Source organism: Rhizobium sp. SYY.PMSO, assembly GCF_046840415.1.
In the GTDB taxonomy this organism is placed as follows: Bacteria; Pseudomonadota; Alphaproteobacteria; order Rhizobiales; family Rhizobiaceae; genus Rhizobium.
On the sequence record NZ_CP177349.1, the window covers coordinates 3,409,772 to 3,426,428 of the forward strand.

A 16,657-nucleotide genomic window follows, 5' to 3' on the forward strand; every position below is an offset into this window, starting at 1 on the left:
AACGGGCTTTTGGCGCATTTCGCTCTGGTCGCGGCTCTGGCGTTCCTGTATGCGACCACCACATAACAGCTAGTGCATTCGATCGAACGGATGAATGAGAGCGTGATGCTTTCGCTTCATTTTCTGTCCATCTTGCACTAAAGCTTCACATCCATCGGCATTCATGTGGGGGAAACGGAATTTTTATGACGACGAGACAGCCCAGCTTCAATTACGAGGAAATCCTGGCTTGCGGCCGCGGCGAACTGTTCGGCCCGGGCAACGCGCAGCTTCCCCTGCCGCCGATGCTGATGGTCCATCGCATTACAGAAATTTCGGAAACCGGCGGCGCCTTCGACAAGGGCTTCATCCGCGCCGAATACGACGTGCGCCCCGATGACTGGTACTTCCCGTGTCATTTCGCCGGCAACCCTATCATGCCGGGATGCCTCGGCCTCGACGGCATGTGGCAGCTCACCGGCTTCTTCCTCGGCTGGCTCGGCGAGCCCGGCCGCGGCATGGCGCTTTCGACAGGCGAGGTGAAGTTCAAGGGCATGATTCGTCCGGACACGAAGCTTCTCGAATACGGCATCGACTTCAAGCGCGTCATGCGCGGCCGCCTCGTCCTCGGCACCGCCGACGGCTGGCTGAAGGCCGACGGTGAAACCATCTATCAGGCGACGGACCTGCGTGTGGGCCTGTCGAAGGACAAGGTCGCCTGAACCGCGGCGCCGCCGCCTCCACCAAGACAGACGTTTTAGAAAAGGTCATCGATATGAGACGGGTAGTTGTTACGGGTCTGGGTATTGTCTCCTCGATTGGAAACAATGCTCAAGAAGTGACCGCCTCGCTGCGCGAAGCCAAATCCGGCATTTCTTTCTCCCCCGATTTCGCCGAGCATGGCTTCAAGTGCCAGGTCTGGGGTTCGCCCAACATCGATACGACCGATATGGTGGATCGCCGCGCCATGCGCTTCCTGTCGCAGGGCGGCGCCTGGAACCACGTCGCCATGAAGCAGGCGATCGCCGACAGCGGCCTCGAGGACGGCGATATCACCAACGAGCGCACCGGCATCATCATGGGCTCCGGCGGCCCGTCGACCCGCACGCTGATCGAAGCGGCCGACATCACCCGCAAGAACAACAGCCCGAAGCGCATCGGTCCCTTCGCCGTGCCGAAGTCGATGTCCTCGACCGCGTCGGCAACGCTTGCGACCTGGTTCAAGATCCACGGCGTCAACTATTCGATCTCGTCCGCCTGCTCGACCTCGGCGCATTGCATCGGCAATGCGGCTGAAATGATCCAGTGGGGCAAGCAGGACGTCATGTTCGCCGGCGGCCACGAAGATCTCGACTGGACGATGTCGAACCTCTTCGATGCCATGGGCGCCATGTCGTCCGACTTCAACGAAAACCATCCGGAAACCGCCTCGCGCGCCTATGACGCCAAGCGCGATGGTTTCGTCATCGCCGGCGGCGCCGGCGTGCTGGTGCTGGAAGAGCTCGAGCATGCCAAGGCTCGCGGCGCCAAGGTCTATGCCGAGATCGTCGGCTACGGTGCCACCTCGGACGGCTACGACATGGTCGCGCCGTCCGGCGAAGGCGCCGCGCGCTGCATGCGCCAGGCGCTTTCCACGGTGAAGGGCGATATCGACTACATCAATACGCACGGCACCTCGACGCCGGTGGGCGACAGCAAGGAAATCGGCGCGATTCGCGAGGTCTTCGGCGACAAGATCCCGCCGATCCAGTCGACCAAGTCGCTGACGGGCCATTCGCTCGGGGCGGCGGGCGTGCAGGAGTCGATCTATTCGATCCTGATGATGCAGGAGCGCTTCATCGGCGAAAGCGCCCATATCACCGAACTCGATCCGGAATTCGAAGGCGTGCCGATCGTGCGCAAGCGTATCGACAACGCCAAGTTCGACATCGCTCTTTCGAACTCCTTCGGCTTCGGCGGCACCAACGCCACGCTCGTATTCCAGCGCTACAACGGATAAGGCAATGACGGGAATCATGCAGGGTAAGCGCGGGCTCATCATGGGCGTCGCAAACAATCACTCGATTGCCTGGGGTATTTCGAAGGCGCTGGCGGCCGAAGGCGCGGAACTGGCTTTCACGTTTCAGGGCGAGGCGCTCGGCAAGCGCGTCAAGCCGCTGGCAGCCGAAGTCGGCTCGGATTTCCTTCTGCCGTGCGACGTCGAGGATCTGGCTTCCGTCGATGCCGTCTTCGCCGCGATCAAGGAGCGCTGGGGCAAGCTGGACTTCATCGTCCATGCCATCGGCTTTTCCGACAAGAACGAGCTGAAAGGGCTTTATGCCAACACCACGCGGGAGAATTTCACCCGTACCATGGTGATTTCCTGCTTCTCCTTCACCGAGATCGCCAACCGTGCGGCCGAGCTGATGACCGAAGGCGGCAGCATGCTGACGCTGACCTATAACGGCTCGACGCGCGTGATCCCGAACTACAACGTCATGGGAGTGGCCAAGGCGGCGCTCGAGGCGTCCGTTCGCTATCTCGCTGCCGATTACGGCCCGCGTGGCATCCGCGTCAATGCGGTTTCCGCCGGTCCGATCCGCACGCTGGCCGGTGCCGGCATTTCCGATGCCCGCGCCATCCTGTCGTGGAACCAGCGCAACGCGCCGCTGCGCAAGTCGGTCACCATCGACCAGGTCGGCTCCTCTTCGCTCTATCTGCTGTCGGACCTGTCGGCCGGCGTGACCGGCGAAATCCACTTCGTTGATGCCGGCTACAACATCACCTCGATGCCGACGCTGGAAACGCTGTCGAGCGCCGACGCCGAGTAGGCCCTGATCCCAATCGTCCTCTCGGTTCGTGGCCGCGAGGACGACATTTCCGGCTATCCTTGCAGAGGATTCCCGATGATGTCGAAAGACGCAAAACCCCTCGCATCGACCGATCGCCTCATCCTCCGCCGCTTCATGCCAGAGGATTTCGCCGCCTATAGCGCCTATCGCTCCCTGCCGGAAATCTATCGTTTCCTGTACCGTGATCCTCCTTCGCCTGAAGCGATGAGGGAGCGTTTCGATGCCCGCCTCGATTCACCTTTCCGCGAAGACGGCGATACGCTGCTGTGTGCCGCCGTTCGGCGAGAGGATGATGCTTTGGTGGGAGATGTCAGCCTGACATTCGCAAACAAGGCCGCACGGCAAGCCGAGGTCGGCTATATCTTCAGCCCCGCCCATGCCGGAAAGGGATACGCCACCGAAGCAGCCGCGGCCATCATCACCCTCGGTTTCGAGAAATTCGGCTTTCACCGGATCTTCGCGCGGCTGGATGCGAAGAACGCCGGCTCCGTTGGTGTTGTCGAACGGCTCGGTTTGCGTCGCGAGGCGCTTTTGATCGAAAGCGATCGCTTCAATGGCGTCTGGGGCGACGAATGTGTCTACGCCGTCCTGAGCCGCGAATGGGCTGTAAGAGTGCCGAATCGGACGCATTGATCTCCGCGAGATAGGAGAAAAGGCTCGGGGAGCAGGTCATCTTGCCGGGGATGCCCGCTCAAGAGGCTGCCGCCTCCGGCGCGAAGCGGAAATGCCCGGTCCTTGGGTAGGCAAACAGCGTGTCGTCCTCCCTTGCGCCCGCGCCGATATTCTGGATCACCAGCGGACAGCCCGCAGCCTCGCCCGACATGCCGGAGGAAACGATGAGGATATGGGGCAGATTGCCCGGCAAAAGCTGCGTGACGAGATCGCCCGGCTGATATTGGCCGATATCGTCGCTCACCGGCATCGCCGTTCCCCTGCGGCTGAAATAGGCGGCCAGATTGAGGACGCGCCGATGGTCGATGTTGCTGTCGGGTCTCTTGAGGCTCCACGCCTGCGGATATCCGGAGAAATGCGTGGTCATGTCCTGATGCACCAGCTTCTGCAGGTCGAGGCCGAAGGCGCTGCGATAGGCGCGGATGACGACGTCGGCACAGACGCCACGCTCGGGCGGCACGTCGCCGCCCGGATAGGCGATCCGGACATAGGCGGGATCATAGAGCGTCGTGACGCCGATCTGGCTGCGCGCGGCGGCGACCAACGCAGACTGCCAGCCAGGTTTCGCCTCGGCACGGCGCACCGCGGGAAATGCCGAGGCGAGCGCGAGAAGTCCGGACTGAAGCAGGCTCCTGCGCGTCATTCCCATAATTCGCGTCATGATCCCCACGGCTTCGAAGATGCAGTGAAGCGGGAGGGGAGGATATGACAGTGGCTTAATTGAGGTCGGGGCCGCCGCGGCTCCGGTCTTACTTCTTCGCCCAGAGCACCTTGTAGCGGGCGTTGCGGCAGGTCTCGCCGAATTCCTTGAAGTTTTCGGCCAGCACCGGCTCGTAGGGCAGGCCGCGATTGGCGACCAGCATCAGCCGCCCGCCGCCCCGCAGCGCCGAAGCGGCCATCTTGATCATCGCCTGTCCGAGCGAGGGCTCGGCGGCATGGCCCTCATGGAAGGGCGGGTTCATCACGATCAGGTCGTACTTGTCCTTGACCGGCTCGCTCGCGAGATCGTGCCAGAAGAAGCGCTGGGCGACTTTCGGGCAGTTTGCCAGCAGATTGGCGCGGGCGGCCTCCAGTGCGCCGTAGTGAGCCTCGTAGAGGTCGATACGCTCGATTCTCGGCGATTTCGTCGCGATTTCGACGGAGAGATAGCCCCAGCCGGCGCCGAAGTCGGCGGCATCGCCGGAAAAATCCGTCGGCAGGCGCGACGCGAGCAGCTCGGAGCCGGCATCGATCCGGTCGTGGGAGAACATGCCGGGCGCCGTGACGAACCGACCATCGACGCGCGTCGCCGGCTTTGCGAGCTGGGCCGTCAATGCTTCGATGTCGGCAGGGCGCGCAAACCAGAAGGCGACGCCGTGATATTTCGGCATGTGCTCGATCGCGAGGCCGAAGCCTTCGATGCGCTTGCGCAGCGGCTGGATGCCGTCTTCCTTGCCGCCGGCAACGAGGATGAGGCCGCCTTCCTTCACCCGCGCCAGCGCCTCCGCGATATGGTCTTCGTTCTCGCCCTTGTGCTTTCCGCAGAGCACGAGCGCGCCGTCATAGTCACCGCCTTCGATTTCCGGCGTCACGTTGATGCGCTGGGCCTGCAGCTGGCGATAGAAGGGGCGGAAGCCCTGGACGGCGGAAAGCTCGGCGGCAAAACCATCAGGCAGCGCAAAGCCGGCCTCGGCGCCGAGAAACAGGATCCGCTCGCCCTCGCCGGGCGCGTCTACGGTGCCGGAGGCAAAGGGATGAAACAGGGTCTTCAGGGCGTCGCGGCTCATGGGCGTGATCTCGTCATGGGGGTGGGTTTCGTTCGTCGGATCCGTGCCACCGTCTTATCCGGTACTTGCCCCTCACCCTAACCCTCTCCCCGTTGGAACGGGGAGAGGGGACGACGGAGCAAGACAACATGTCTCTTGGTAGGAAGGGCTGTTATCGAGCACAATCGTTATCCCCTCTCCCCGCGTGTGGGGAGAGGGCTAGGGTGAGGGGCCGGGCACGCAGTTTCAGCAGGGGCGGCCGACGGCATCAATATAAAAGGGGCGCGGAAACGAATCCCGCGCCCCGGAACTTGGATGAAGGCGGGGCTTATTCGGCCGCGTCGTCCTTCTTCTTCTCGGCGACGATTTCCTGGCCGGTCGCCTGGTCGACGACCTTCATGGACAGGCGAACCTTGCCGCGCTCGTCGAAGCCGAGCAGCTTGACCCAGACCTTGTCGCCTTCCTTGACGACGTCCTGCGTCTTGGCAACGCGCTCGGAAGCGAGCTGCGAGATATGGACGAGGCCGTCGCGGGCGCCGAAGAAGTTGACGAAGGCGCCGAAGTCGGCGGTCTTGACGACCGTGCCTTCGTAGATCTGGCCGACTTCCGGCTCGGCGACGATCGAGTGGATCCACTTGCGGGCCGCTTCGATTTCCTTGCCGGAGGAGGAGGCGATCTTCACGGTGCCGTCGTCCTCGATGTTGATCTTCGCGCCGGTCTTTTCGACGATTTCGCGGATGACCTTGCCGCCGGAGCCGATGACTTCGCGGATCTTGTCGACCGGGATGTTCATGACTTCGATGCGCGGAGCGAATTCGCCGAGCTGGCCACGGCTTTCGGTGATTGCCTTGGACATTTCGCCGAGGATGTGGGTGCGACCGCCTTGTGCCTGGCTGAGGGCGACCTTCATGATCTCTTCGGTGATGCCGGCGATCTTGATGTCCATCTGCAGCGAGGTGATGCCGTCGGCAGTGCCGGCGACCTTGAAGTCCATGTCGCCGAGGTGGTCTTCATCGCCGAGAATGTCGGAAAGAACCGCGAAGCGTTCGCCTTCCAGGATCAGACCCATGGCGATGCCGGCAACCGGCTTGGCCAGCGGAACGCCGGCATCCATCAGCGCCAGCGAGGTGCCGCAAACCGTTGCCATCGAGGAGGAGCCGTTGGACTCGGTGATCTCGGAGACGACGCGCAGCGTGTAGGGGAACTGTTCAGCCGACGGCAGCATCGGGCGGATAGCGCGCCATGCGAGCTTGCCGTGACCGATTTCGCGGCGACCCGGGGAACCCATGCGGCCGGTTTCGCCAACCGAGTAGGGCGGGAAGTTGTAATGGAGCAGGAAGCGCTCCTTGTACATGCCCGTCAGGCTGTCGACATACTGCTCGTCTTCGCCGGTGCCGAGCGTGGCGACGACGATTGCCTGCGTTTCACCGCGGGTGAAGAGAGCCGAGCCGTGCGTGCGCGGCAGCAGGCCGACTTCCGAGACGATCGGACGGACGGTCTGCAGGTCGCGGCCGTCGATGCGGCTCGAGGTGTCGAGGATGTTCCAGCGAACGATCTTCGCCTGCAGGTGCTTGAAGATGGCGCCGACTTCTTCGGCCGTGTATTTGGCTTCGCCTTCCTCGGGGAGGAAGTGTGCCTTGACCTTCGCCTTGACGGCGTCGACGGCGGCGTAGCGATCTGCCTTCTGGGTGATCTTGTAGGCTTCGCGCAGTTCGCCTTCGGCAAGGCCGAGCATTTCGGTTTCGAGCGCGGAGAAATCCTCCGGCGTGAAATCGCGCGGTTCCTTGGCGGCGACTTCGGCGAGCTGGATGATCGCGTCGATCACGGGCTGGAAGCCGCGATGACCGAACATGACGGCGCCGAGCATGACGTCTTCAGGCAGTTCCTTGGCTTCGGACTCGACCATCAGGACGGCATCCTGCGTACCGGCGACGACGAGGTCGAGGGTCGACTCGTCCATCTCGTCGAGATGCGGGTTGAGCACGTATTCGCCGTTGATGTAGCCGACGCGGGCGCCGCCGATCGGGCCCATGAACGGAACGCCCGACAGCGTCAGGGCAGCGGAGGTCGCGACCATCGACAGGATATCGGGATTGTTTTCCAGGTCATGCTGGATGACGGTGACGACGACCTGCGTGTCGTTCTTGTAGCCTTCCGGGAAGAGCGGGCGGATCGGGCGGTCGATCAGGCGGGAAACGAGCGTTTCGTTTTCGCTCGGACGTCCCTCGCGCTTGAAGTAACCGCCGGGGATCTTGCCGGCGGCGTAGGTCTTTTCCTGATAGTTGACGGTGAGCGGGAAGAAGTCCTGGCCCGGCTTCGGCGCCTTGGCGGAAACGACCGTCGCAAGCACTACGGTCTCGCCGTAGGTGGCGACGACGGCGCCGTCGGCCTGGCGGGCGATCTTGCCGGTTTCCAGCTTCAGCGGGCGGCCTGCCCACTCGATTTCAACGGTATGGATATCGAACATATCTTGTCCTTGCACAGTGCGGGAAAAGGCGCCGTGGCCGACGAATTCGGCAGGGCGCATCTTCAACCGCACGAAATGTGACGCATCACGGGCAAGACAACGAGAGGCTTTCGAAGATCGGCCGAAGCTTGAGGCTTCGGCTGAAAGCATCCGGCAATCCTGCCCCATGACAGGTCAACGGTTGGCATTGGCAGAACCGGCCCATCCGGCCCGCCGGCAGTTTCGCATCGCGCAAATGCAAAGCGCAAGCGAAACAGTCTCAAGGGTTCATACCCTTCATAAGCATCCGGCGGACGTTCAGCAGAACGCCCGCCGGAAATTCTGTTAGCGGCGGATACCGAGGCTGGTGATCAGCTTGGTATAACGGCCTTCGTCCTTCTTCTTGAGATAATCAAGAAGCGAGCGCCGGCTGGAAACCATCGTCAGGAGACCACGACGGGAGTGGTTGTCCTTCTTGTGGCCCTTGAAGTGTTCCGTGAGGTTGTTGATGCGCTCGGTCAGGATCGCAACCTGGACTTCCGGAGAACCGGTGTCGCCTTCGACGGTCGCATATTCCTTGATCAGCGCAGCCTTGCGCTCAGCAGTGATCGACATCGGATGGTCCTTTCTATGAGAGGAGATTGAAGTCGCCAAATGCCGGGATGTCGTCCAGCATCGGCCGCGAATGCAATCAGGCACGCCTGATGCTGGCGCTGCCTATAAACCAAATGAGCGGCAATGGAAAGAGGCTTCTCCCGCGAGCGGCTTTCAGCGCCCCGCCATGGCATCCCGGATCATCGCATCGTAGCCCTCGGGGTCCTGCAACATGGCGAAATGACTGGCGTCCTTCAGGATGACGAGTTTCGCGCCCGGAATCTCCTTTGCCATCATCTGCGTATGGTCGAGCTTGACCGCCTCGTCATGGTCGCCGATGGCGAGCGTCAAAGGCACGCTGATCTTTCCAAGATCGGCCGCCGTCCACGCCGGCTGCGTTGCCCACATCTGCGAGATCTGGTTGACGAAGGCGTCGTATTCGTTCGGCGTGGGCGACAGTTTCTTGTAATAGTCGCCGGCGACGTTGATGTAGTCGTTGAAGGTCTTGTTGTTCATGACGTCGGGCTTGACGCCGTCGGTCGTGACGTTGGCCGCCTGGGCGATCACGCGCGTCAGCTTGCCGGGATGTTTCATCGCCATGTCGATGCCGATGATGCCGCCATCCGACCACCCGACCAGCGTCACCTTGTCGATCTTCAGATAGTCGAGCAGCGCAACGTAATCCGAGGTCATCAGATCGTAGCCGAAGGGCTGCTGGCTGCGCGTCGAGCGGCCATGCCCGCGACTGTCGGCGACGATGACGAGGTGATCCTTGGCGAAATCGGCAACCTGATGGCCCCAGACGTCGGCATTCCCGAGGCCACCATGGATGAAGAGGATCGGGTCGCCCGCGCCGTATTCGGCATAATACATCCTGATGTCGTTGACATCGGCCATACCGCTCGTCTTGGGCTGCGGCATGGGCGGAAAGGCCGGCAAGCTGGCCCAGCGCTCGGCGGAATGCGCGCTCGCCATTGTGACGAACAACGAAAGGACTGCCACTATTCCGATGGTCATTCTGCGCATGTTATCCCCCTTGGACGGGCCGTCATGGCCCGTCAGGGAGCATATCGCATCGCTGTTGCCTCGCAATAGCCGCCTTTGGCGGCTGGCGGAAGGTCAGCCGAACACGCGCTTGGGACGGAATTCACCCTGGCCGATCTCGCCGATGGCGATCAGCTTGCCGCGCGCCGTGGCATAGGCCTCGGTTTCGGCGACCGGCGCATCGCGCCCGCGCACCAGGATCGGGTTGCCCATCTTCAGGCGGTGCGCCTGATCGTCGTTGATGACGAGATGCGGCAGCGAAGACAGGGCTTCGGCCGTGTCGATCAGCAACGCATCGAGGGCAGCAAGCCGCTCGTCCGCATCTTCGATCGCTTCCAGCGCCACGAGGTCGGCAAGCGGCACCATCGTCTCCTCGGCAAAGGGGGCGACGAAGCTGCGGCGCAGGCCGGAAATATGGCCGTAGCAGCCGAGGTCGCGGCCGAAATCGCGGGCAAGCGCGCGGACATAGGTTCCCTTGCCGCACTCCACCTCGAAATGCGCCGTATTGGCGTCCGGGCAGGCAAGCAGCGTCAGGCGGAAGATCTCGACTTCGCGCGACGGAATCTCGACCGTCTCGCCCTCGCGGGCAAGGTCATAGGCGCGCTCGCCGGCAATCTTGATGGCGGAGAACTGCGGCGGGATCTGCTGGATGACGCCGGTATATTTCGGCAGCAGCGCGCGAATATCTTCTTCGCCCGGACGCTTGTCGGAGGTGGCGGTAATCTCGCCCTCCAGGTCGTCGGAAGCGCGTTCCTCACCCCAGGTCACGGTGAATTCATAGATCTTGCGGCCATCCATGACATAAGGGACGGTCTTGGTGGCGTCGCCGAGCGCGATCGGCAGCATGCCGGATGCAAGCGGGTCGAGCGTGCCGGCATGGCCGGCCTTCTGGGCCTTGTACAGCCACTTGATCTTGGAAACGGCTTCGGTGGAGCCGAAGTCGACCGGCTTGTCGAGGATGAGCCAGCCCGAAATCGGGCGGCCCTTGGGCTTGCGTGGTTTGGACATTCTCTGTCTCTGTTATTGATCTTGGTCGTTGTCGTCTTCGAGATCGCGGCTGACCTCGGGCGAGCGCAGCAGCGCATCGATCTTCTTGTAGTTGTCGAAGCTCGTATCGTCGCGGAAGCGGACTTCCGGCATGTATTTCATCTGGCGAAGCTGCGGGCCGAGGCGACCGCGAATGTACTTCGCGTGGCGATTGAGCGCCTCGATGACGGCATTATGGTCTGTGACGCCGAGCGGGGTCACGAAAGCCGTAGCGATCTTCAGATCCGGCGACATGCGCACTTCGGAAATGGAAATCACGGTGCGCTCGATCAGGTCGTCGCGCACTTCGCCGCGCTGCAGGACCTGCGTGATCGCTGCGCGCACCTGCTCGCCGACGCGAAGCATGCGCTGCGAAGGCGCGGAAGAGGTTGGTCTGGTCATGGTTGTTCCGTTAGCAGCGTCCCTTTGGACGCAATAAAGCGGCTCACATGACTCGATCCGGCGCAAAGGTCAAGGCTGGATGGCCCGGCCGGCCCGCCAGAAGCCGAGAATCCTCGCGAATGCGGCCTGTTGCTCGGCCTCGGAGGAAAAGGCAGCGACCGGGATATAGGTTGCGAAGGCTTCAAGATCGAATTCGATCCGTTTGTCGCGAAGACCGATATCGACGATTTCGCTCCAGGCGAGCCACATCGACGATTGCTTGGAATCCCAGGTGGCGCCCTTTGGCGTTATCGTCACGGTGATAAGGATATCGGGCCTTATGTGGGCTTGCATCATCGCCATCCGCCGCCGCGCCAGCCACCTGAAATAGATCAGGATCAGGGCATAGAGGATCAGCGTCGGCACAAGCCAGATGATCGCCATGTCTCCCCTGTGGATCGATGGCGATAGATCGAAAACAGGAATGAACACGTAGGTTCGCAGCAAATCAAAAAAGACGGGCAGGGCGGCACCGACGGCGATTGCTGACACGACGAGCACCGCCGCCGCTTTTTGTGCGCTCGGAGACCGGCGAGCGGCAAGGCGCCGCCCCACCTGACGCATTACGGTAACATGCTCCGCGGGCTGGCGAATGAAGGAAACAACGATGGGATGATCGTCTTCAGCCCCTGTCGTCATGGCGGCAACTCCTCCTCTTTCCGGTATGTTCCAATAAAAAACCGCCGGACTGGCCGGCGGTTTTGGTATTTCTCAAAGCGAAAGACGGCTTACAGCGTGCGGGTGATATGCTCGACGCGGAAGCATTCGATCGTGTCGCCGACACGGATGTCCTCGTAGTTTTCGAAGGCCATGCCGCATTCCTGACCGACGTTGACTTCCGATACTTCGTCCTTGAAGCGCTTGAGCGTCTTGAGCTTGCCTTCGTGGATGACGACGTTGTCGCGCACCAGGCGGACGCCGACGCCACGCTCGACCTTGCCTTCGGTGACGCGGCAACCCGCGACCTTGCCGACCTTCGTGATGTTGAACACCTCGAGGATCTCGGCATTGCCGAGGAAGGTTTCGCGACGTTCCGGAGAGAGCAGGCCCGACATCGCTGCCTTCACGTCATCCACCAGATCGTAGATGATGTTGTAGTAGCGGATTTCGATGCCTTCGCGCTCCGCGAACTGGCGAGCCTGGGCATTGGCGCGGACGTTGAAGCCGATGATGGCCGCGTTGGAAGCTTCGGCGAGCGAAATATCCGATTCCGTGATGCCGCCTGCGCCCGAATGGACGATGCGGGCGCGGACCTCGTCGGTGCCGAGCTTGTCGAGCGCGCCGGCAATGGCCTCGATCGAGCCCTGCACGTCGCCCTTGATCACCAGCGGGAATTCCTTCACGCCCACGGTCTGCAACTGGGTCATCATCTGCTCGAGCGAACCGCGCTGGCCGGACTGGCGGGCAGCGGCCTTGTCGCGGGCCAGACGCTGGCGATACTCGGAAATCTCGCGGGCGCGGCTTTCGCTTTCGACAACGGCGAACTTGTCGCCCGCCGCCGGCGTGCCGGACAGGCCGAGAACCTCGACCGGCGTTGCCGGCGTTGCTTCCTTCACATGCTCGCCCTTGTCGTTGATCAGCGCACGCACGCGGCCCCACTGATCGCCGGCAACGACGATCTGGCCGGGGCGCAACGTGCCCTTCTGGACGAGGACGGTCGCGACGGAGCCGCGGCCGCGATCGAGCTGGGCTTCGATGACGGTGCCTTCCGCCGTGCGGTTCGGATTGGCCTTGAGATCAAGGATTTCCGATTGCAGCAGGATGGCTTCCAGCAGCTTGTCGAGGTTGGTGCGGTTCTTGGCGGAGACTTCCACGTCGAGCACTTCACCGCCCATCGATTCGACGAAGACCTCATGCTGCAGCAGTTCCGTGCGGACCTTCTGCGGATTGGCTTCGTGCTTGTCGATCTTGTTGATCGCGACGATGATCGGAACACCCGCCGCCTTGGCGTGGTTGATCGATTCGATCGTCTGCGGCATCACGCTGTCGTCGGCCGCCACCACGAGGATGGCGATATCGGTCGCCTGGGCGCCGCGGGCACGCATCGCCGTGAAGGCGGCGTGGCCGGGCGTATCGATGAAGGTGATCTTCTGACCGTTCTGCTCCACCTGATAGGCGCCGATGTGCTGTGTGATGCCACCGGCTTCGCCGGCCACCACGTTGGCATGGCGGATGGCGTCGAGCAGCGAGGTCTTGCCGTGGTCGACGTGACCCATGATGGTGACGACGGGCGGACGGGAAACCAGTTCGCCTTCGTCGTCGGCAACGTCGAAGATGCCCTGTTCGACGTCGGATTCCGAAACGCGCTTGACCGTATGGCCGAATTCGCCGGCGATGAGTTCCGCCAGGTCGGCGTCGATCACGTCGCCCGGCTTCATCATCTGGCCTTCCTTCATCAGGTACTTGATGACGTCGACGGCGCGTTCGGACATGCGCTGCGACAGTTCCTGAATGGTGATGGTTTCCGGCAGAACGACTTCACGCGAAATCTTCTCGCGCGTTTCCTGCATCTGGCTGCGGCGGAATTTTTCCTGGCGGCGGCGCATGGCCGAAAGCGAGCGGCCGCGAGCGGTGCCGTCTTCGTCGACGTTGGCCGTCGTTACCGTCAGCTTGCCGCGGCGGCGTTCTTCGTCGGTCTTCGGACGCGTGGTAACGGGCTTTGCAGGCTCGGGGCGCGTGACCTTGCCGCGGGCCGGAGCGCCGCCGCGCGGCGGGCCGCGATCGCTCTCTTCCTCGTTGACGCGACGGCGGTTTGCCGGTGCCTCGGCGGCAGGGGCGCCGGGACGTGCCGTCTGCGGAGCCGCATCGGGACGACGCGCGGCGGCAGGAGCCGGAGCTGCCTGCACAGCCGGCTTCGGTGCTTCCACCGGCGCGGGGGCCTCGACCTTGGCCTCGGCAGCGCGGGCCGCTTCCTCGGCGGCGCGGCGGGCAGCCTCGGCCTCTTCGGCGATGCGGCGTGCCTCTTCTTCCTGACGGCGGCGTGCCTCTTCCTCCGCGCGACGGATCGCATCGGCGGCGTCGCGGGCCTGAGCGTCGGCGAGTGCGCGGCGACGCGCATCCATTTCATCGGCGGAAAGATGGTTCAGAACCACCGGCCGCGATGAGCGTTCCTGCTGCGGCCGCTGCTGATAGCCCTGGTTGGACTGGCCCGGCCGCTGTTGTCCGCCGGGCTGATGAATGCGCGGAGCCGGCTGCGGCGGACGCGGCGGCTGCGGTGTCGGTTCTGCAACCCGCGTCACGGATGGCGCGGCGGCCGTCGTCGTCGAAGCTGTGATCGGCTTTTCGTCTTCAGGACGCAGCGGGCGGCGCTTACGGGTCTCAACCACGACCGCCTTGGTGCGACCGCGGCCCATGTCCTGGCGCACGGTACCCTGGTTCACGCCTGACGGCTTCAGGGTGAGGGTTTTCTTACCCGATGCACTCAGCGTCTTGTCGTCTTGATTGTCGGTCATTCCGTTCCCGTTCCTTCGGACAGGGCTCGGAAACGTCCGTCAGACCCTGTCGTTCAATGCATGTACCTTAATGAGGCGTCCGGCAGTGGCCGGTGACCGCGTCATTGTTTTCGCCGGCCAGCGCCGCCCGTTGCCCGGGACTGACCGCCGTTGCGGTACCGTTCGAGCAGGTTTGCGCGCTTCACTACACCTTCACCCGCCCGCCCCGCAAGCGCTGCGGCATGGATAAAAGCATTCTGGCCCATCAGTTCTTCCATTTCCGCCTCCGTGAAGACACGGAATGACGGTATTTCCTGTTCGGTTTCCATACCGAGATGCCAGGCCTTGCGTGCCTGGTCTATTTTGCGGACGCCGTCGGCAGCGGCATCGATCGCGTGGAACACGGCCAGTGCCGATCCATTGCGAACAGCGCCATCGACCTTCGACGACCCATTGACGAACTGGCCCGCCTTGCGCGCCATATGCATCATCCCGGCCAGCTGCGCGACAAGCAGGCGGTCGACGATGGCACCGAGATCGCCCGGTGCCGTCACCTCCGCCTTCAAGGCGCGAGCAAACAATTTCTTCGCCACCGCCTTGTCCACCAGCGCCCGGTCGAGCTTGACCCAGCAGCCGCGTCCCGGCAGCTGCCGCTTCAGATCGGGAACAACGGTCCCGTCGGGAGCGGCCACGAAGCGGATCAACTCGTCGGGCGATCCGCTCTCGCGTGTTACGATACACATGCGGCCGTTTGCGCCGTCACCCCCGAGATCGTCGTCTTCAGGCGGTGCGCTCGGCCCCTCGGTGATCGTCATGCTTGTTGCTCGGCTTCATCCTCCGCGACCTCTTCGGTCGTCTCAGCGGCGAGATCGGCCTCGGTGATCCAGCCGGCCAGCAGGCGAGCCTGCACGACCATCTGTTCCGCTTCGACGCGCGAGACTTCGAGCTTGGAGAACAGGCCTTCGAACTTCTTCGTTTCGCCGTTCTTGCGCTCGCTCCAGCCGACGAGATCATCGGCGGCGCAGCCGGCGAAGTCCTCGATCGTCTTGATGCCGTCCTCGCCGAGGGCGACCATCATCTGTGCGGTCATGCCGTTGATCTGGCGCAGCTCGTCGGATACGCCGAGCGCCTTGCGCTTCTCGTCCATTTCGGCTTCCAGCCGTTCCAGATATTCGCGGGCGCGCTCCTGGATTTCCTGGGCGGTCTCTTCGTCGAAACCGTCGATCGAGGCGATTTCGTCGAGATCGACATAGGCCAGTTCCTCGACGGCGGCAAAGCCTTCCGAAGCCAGAACCTGGCCGACCATCTCATCGACGTCGAGCGCTTCCATGAACAGGTTGGTGCGTTCGTTGAATTCCTTCTGGCGGCGCTCCGATTCCTCGGCTTCCGTCATGATGTCGATATCCCAGCCGGTCAGCTGCGATGCGAGGCGGACGTTCTGGCCGCGGCGGCCGATGGCCAGCGACAGCTGCTCGTCGGGAACCACGACTTCGATGCGCTCCGCGTCCTCGTCGAGAACGACCTTGGCGACTTCCGCCGGCTGCAGTGCGTTGACGACGAAGTTCGCCGGCTCGTTGGACCAGGGGATGATGTCGATCTTCTCGCCCTGCAGCTCGCCGACGACGGCCTGGACGCGCGAACCGCGCATACCCACGCAGGCGCCGACCGGATCGATCGACGAATCGTTGGAGATGACGGCGATCTTGGCGCGCGAGCCCGGATCGCGGGCAACCGACTTCACCTGGATGATGCCGTCGTAGATTTCGGGCACTTCCATGGTGAAGAGCTTGACCATGAATTGCGGATGCGTGCGCGACAGGAAGATCTGCGGACCGCGCTGCTCGCGGCGGACGTCGTAGACATAGGCGCGGACGCGGTCGCCGTAGCGGAAGTTTTCGCGCGGGATCATCTCGTCGCGGCGGATGATGCCTTCGCCACGGCCGAGATCGACGATGACGTTGCCGTATTCGACGCGCTTGACCGTGCCGTTGACGATTTCGCCGACGCGATCCTTGAATTCGTCGAACTGGCGGTCACGCTCGGCTTCGCGCACCTTCTGCACGATGACCTGCTTGGCCGACTGGGCGGCGATGCGGCCGAAATCCATCGGCGGCAGCGGATCGGCGATGAAATCGCCAAGGGCGGCGTCGGGGTTGCGGTCGCGGGCCAGTTCCAGCGGGATCTGCGTGGAATAGTCCTCGGCCTTTTCCACCACTTCGAGCAGGCGCTGCAGACGGATTTCGCCGGTCTTCGGATTGATGTCGGCGCGGATGTTCGACTCCGTGCCGTAACGCGAGCGCGCGGCCTTCTGGATCGCGTCCGCCATTGCGGCAAGCACGATCTCGCGGTCGATGACCTTTTCGCGCGCCACTGCATCTGCGATCTGCAGAAGTTCTAGCCGGTTCGCACTGACTGCCATTGTCTTTAGTCTCCGTCTTCCTGCCCTTG

15 protein-coding genes are annotated in these 16,657 nt (G+C 63.0%); 4 read left to right on the top strand and 11 right to left on the bottom strand.

What is annotated here, in order from left to right:
• Positions 1-185: 185 nt before the first annotated feature.
• From fabA to ACJJVH_RS16505, 4 genes are all read left to right on the top strand, one after another.
• Positions 186-701, top strand: a complete 516-nt coding sequence (gene fabA / locus ACJJVH_RS16490; RefSeq protein WP_112795583.1) for a 3-hydroxyacyl-[acyl-carrier-protein] dehydratase FabA — start codon at positions 186-188, stop codon at positions 699-701.
• Between the two features lie 53 nt (positions 702-754).
• Positions 755-1,978 carry a beta-ketoacyl-ACP synthase I gene (gene fabB / locus ACJJVH_RS16495; protein WP_412064365.1) on the top strand — a complete coding sequence of 408 codons (1,224 nt, stop codon included), beginning with the start codon at positions 755-757 and terminating at the stop codon, positions 1,976-1,978.
• 4 nt (positions 1,979-1,982) lie between these two features.
• Positions 1,983-2,789 (top strand): enoyl-ACP reductase FabI, encoded by an 807-nt coding sequence (gene fabI, locus ACJJVH_RS16500; RefSeq protein WP_112795581.1) that lies wholly within the window; start codon positions 1,983-1,985, stop codon positions 2,787-2,789.
• A gap of 75 nt (positions 2,790-2,864) precedes the next feature.
• The gene (locus tag ACJJVH_RS16505; RefSeq protein WP_412064366.1) at positions 2,865-3,443 is read left to right on the top strand and encodes a GNAT family N-acetyltransferase; all 579 of its coding nucleotides are present in this window, start codon (positions 2,865-2,867) and stop codon (positions 3,441-3,443) included.
• Positions 3,444-3,501: 58 nt separating this feature from the next.
• Here the strand turns inward: ACJJVH_RS16505 and ACJJVH_RS16510 are convergent, their stop codons facing one another.
• From ACJJVH_RS16510 to nusA, 11 genes are all read right to left on the bottom strand, one after another.
• Complete coding sequence (locus ACJJVH_RS16510; RefSeq protein ID WP_412064367.1) at positions 3,502-4,125, bottom strand: DUF1287 domain-containing protein; 624 nt, start codon at positions 4,123-4,125, stop codon at positions 3,502-3,504.
• A gap of 106 nt (positions 4,126-4,231) precedes the next feature.
• On the bottom strand, positions 4,232-5,248 hold the full coding sequence (locus tag ACJJVH_RS16515) for a class I SAM-dependent methyltransferase (protein ID WP_412064368.1): 1,017 nt from the start codon (positions 5,246-5,248) through the stop codon (positions 4,232-4,234).
• A gap of 307 nt (positions 5,249-5,555) precedes the next feature.
• Entirely contained in the window at positions 5,556-7,694 is a 2,139-nt protein-coding gene (pnp, locus tag ACJJVH_RS16520) for a polyribonucleotide nucleotidyltransferase (RefSeq protein WP_112795624.1), read from the bottom strand.
• 324 nt (positions 7,695-8,018) lie between these two features.
• Positions 8,019-8,288, bottom strand: a complete 270-nt coding sequence (rpsO, locus tag ACJJVH_RS16525; protein WP_112795577.1) for a 30S ribosomal protein S15 — start codon at positions 8,286-8,288, stop codon at positions 8,019-8,021.
• Positions 8,289-8,441: 153 nt separating this feature from the next.
• Entirely contained in the window at positions 8,442-9,293 is an 852-nt protein-coding gene (locus tag ACJJVH_RS16530; RefSeq protein WP_412064369.1) for an alpha/beta fold hydrolase, read from the bottom strand.
• A gap of 93 nt (positions 9,294-9,386) precedes the next feature.
• Entirely contained in the window at positions 9,387-10,319 is a 933-nt protein-coding gene (gene truB / locus ACJJVH_RS16535) for a tRNA pseudouridine(55) synthase TruB (RefSeq protein WP_112795575.1), read from the bottom strand.
• A 12-nt stretch (positions 10,320-10,331) separates the two neighbouring features.
• On the bottom strand, positions 10,332-10,739 hold the full coding sequence (rbfA, locus tag ACJJVH_RS16540; RefSeq protein ID WP_112795574.1) for a 30S ribosome-binding factor RbfA: 408 nt from the start codon (positions 10,737-10,739) through the stop codon (positions 10,332-10,334).
• A gap of 69 nt (positions 10,740-10,808) precedes the next feature.
• Positions 10,809-11,417 carry a hypothetical protein gene (locus tag ACJJVH_RS16545; protein ID WP_113357854.1) on the bottom strand — a complete coding sequence of 203 codons (609 nt, stop codon included), beginning with the start codon at positions 11,415-11,417 and terminating at the stop codon, positions 10,809-10,811.
• A gap of 89 nt (positions 11,418-11,506) precedes the next feature.
• A complete protein-coding gene (gene infB, locus ACJJVH_RS16550) occupies positions 11,507-14,230 on the bottom strand; it encodes a translation initiation factor IF-2 (protein ID WP_412064370.1) in 2,724 nt (907 codons plus the stop codon).
• A gap of 101 nt (positions 14,231-14,331) precedes the next feature.
• Positions 14,332-15,024: an RNA-binding protein gene (locus tag ACJJVH_RS16555; RefSeq protein ID WP_112795571.1), complete on the bottom strand. Its 693-nt coding sequence runs from the start codon at positions 15,022-15,024 to the stop codon at positions 14,332-14,334.
• Positions 15,021-16,628, bottom strand: a complete 1,608-nt coding sequence (gene nusA / locus ACJJVH_RS16560; protein WP_112795570.1) for a transcription termination factor NusA — start codon at positions 16,626-16,628, stop codon at positions 15,021-15,023. Before nusA ends, ACJJVH_RS16555 begins: the two co-directional genes overlap by 4 nt.
• Positions 16,629-16,657: the final 29 nt, after the last annotated feature.

Excerpts from the sequence above, each read along its gene's own strand:
- fabA (WP_112795583.1), top strand. The coding sequence starts at position 186 with ATGACGACGAGACAGCCCAGCTTCAATTACGAGGAAATCCTGGCTTGC.
- fabB (WP_412064365.1), top strand. The coding sequence starts at position 755 with ATGAGACGGGTAGTTGTTACGGGTCTGGGTATTGTCTCCTCGATTGGA.
- fabI (WP_112795581.1), top strand. The coding sequence starts at position 1,983 with ATGACGGGAATCATGCAGGGTAAGCGCGGGCTCATCATGGGCGTCGCA.
- ACJJVH_RS16505 (WP_412064366.1), top strand. The coding sequence starts at position 2,865 with ATGATGTCGAAAGACGCAAAACCCCTCGCATCGACCGATCGCCTCATC.
- ACJJVH_RS16510 (WP_412064367.1), bottom strand. The coding sequence starts at position 4,125 with ATGACGCGCAGGAGCCTGCTTCAGTCCGGACTTCTCGCGCTCGCCTCG.
- ACJJVH_RS16515 (WP_412064368.1), bottom strand. The coding sequence starts at position 5,248 with ATGAGCCGCGACGCCCTGAAGACCCTGTTTCATCCCTTTGCCTCCGGC.
- pnp (WP_112795624.1), bottom strand. The coding sequence starts at position 7,694 with ATGTTCGATATCCATACCGTTGAAATCGAGTGGGCAGGCCGCCCGCTG.
- rpsO (WP_112795577.1), bottom strand. The coding sequence starts at position 8,288 with ATGTCGATCACTGCTGAGCGCAAGGCTGCGCTGATCAAGGAATATGCG.
- ACJJVH_RS16530 (WP_412064369.1), bottom strand. The coding sequence starts at position 9,293 with ATGCGCAGAATGACCATCGGAATAGTGGCAGTCCTTTCGTTGTTCGTC.
- truB (WP_112795575.1), bottom strand. The coding sequence starts at position 10,319 with ATGTCCAAACCACGCAAGCCCAAGGGCCGCCCGATTTCGGGCTGGCTC.
- rbfA (WP_112795574.1), bottom strand. The coding sequence starts at position 10,739 with ATGACCAGACCAACCTCTTCCGCGCCTTCGCAGCGCATGCTTCGCGTC.
- ACJJVH_RS16545 (WP_113357854.1), bottom strand. The coding sequence starts at position 11,417 with ATGACGACAGGGGCTGAAGACGATCATCCCATCGTTGTTTCCTTCATT.
- infB (WP_412064370.1), bottom strand. The coding sequence starts at position 14,230 with ATGACCGACAATCAAGACGACAAGACGCTGAGTGCATCGGGTAAGAAA.
- ACJJVH_RS16555 (WP_112795571.1), bottom strand. The coding sequence starts at position 15,024 with ATGACGATCACCGAGGGGCCGAGCGCACCGCCTGAAGACGACGATCTC.
- nusA (WP_112795570.1), bottom strand. The coding sequence starts at position 16,628 with ATGGCAGTCAGTGCGAACCGGCTAGAACTTCTGCAGATCGCAGATGCA.